This window comes from Bartonella sp. AC10YNML (assembly GCF_042196825.1).
In the GTDB taxonomy this organism is placed as follows: Bacteria; Pseudomonadota; Alphaproteobacteria; order Rhizobiales; family Rhizobiaceae; genus Bartonella.
Genome location: NZ_JBHIRA010000072.1, coordinates 1 through 767, shown reverse-complemented (window position 1 = coordinate 767; position 767 = coordinate 1). Strand labels below are relative to the sequence as shown.

Below are 767 nucleotides of genomic sequence, written 5' to 3'. Positions count from 1 at the left end.
AAAGCTAAAACAGCCCAATGATAGGAACCGCGTGCCTATTAATAAAACAATCCCTGCCGAAATCAAGCGAGGAGACAACGGAATCTCATAAACTGATTTATGAAATTAATAATGTAATGGTCAGTCTTTCTAAATATGTGAAAATTAAAAGGTATGAAATATGCAAAAGCTGATTATTATCATAGCGATTAGTGCTTTTTTTGGAACAACAAACTTAGCAAGAAGTAACACTCTTACTAAGCAAGGAGGAGGTCATAGCCGTTTTGCAGTTCCTAGTATAGGGTCAGGAGATCTCGATTCAAGCAACAATTATAAACCAAAACCACCAAAAGGCTATGAGCCACCACGTAAACTTCCACCCGATATTAAAATTGACCTTTCTAATTTGGGAACGATAAGAAATCGCGTACCGTCCAAACCTATTGGCTCTAAGCCATCTAACACACCTCCAGTATCTCCCACAGCTCAGGTACCTAAATCAGCTTTCGTATCTGCTCCATCAGCAAAATATCTGGAGCTTACTAATCTATTAAAAAAAGGGGAAATTATTGAGCTCTTAAAAAAACAGCTTGAGTTGAAAAAAAAACAAATTTCACAAACAGAAAAAACCTATCAAGCTATAACAAAGAATCAGAAAACAAACCCAAAGCAAATAGACTTTTCTAGTTTTTTTCTCAAAGAACCAGAATTGCTCTATAAGAAGAATCTGCTTTTAAGGGAATCATATCAAAAGATATTGGAGGAAGAAAACAAAATTTCTGGGACTT

Annotated in this window: 2 pseudogenes; both read left to right on the top strand. The window is 35.6% G+C overall.

From position 1 onward, the window contains the following. Positions 1-91: pseudogene (locus tag ACFINA_RS09690) on the top strand (TrwH protein); the annotation flags it as partial. A 69-nt stretch (positions 92-160) separates the two neighbouring features. After that, a pseudogene (locus ACFINA_RS09685) lies at positions 161-767 on the top strand (hypothetical protein); the annotation flags it as partial.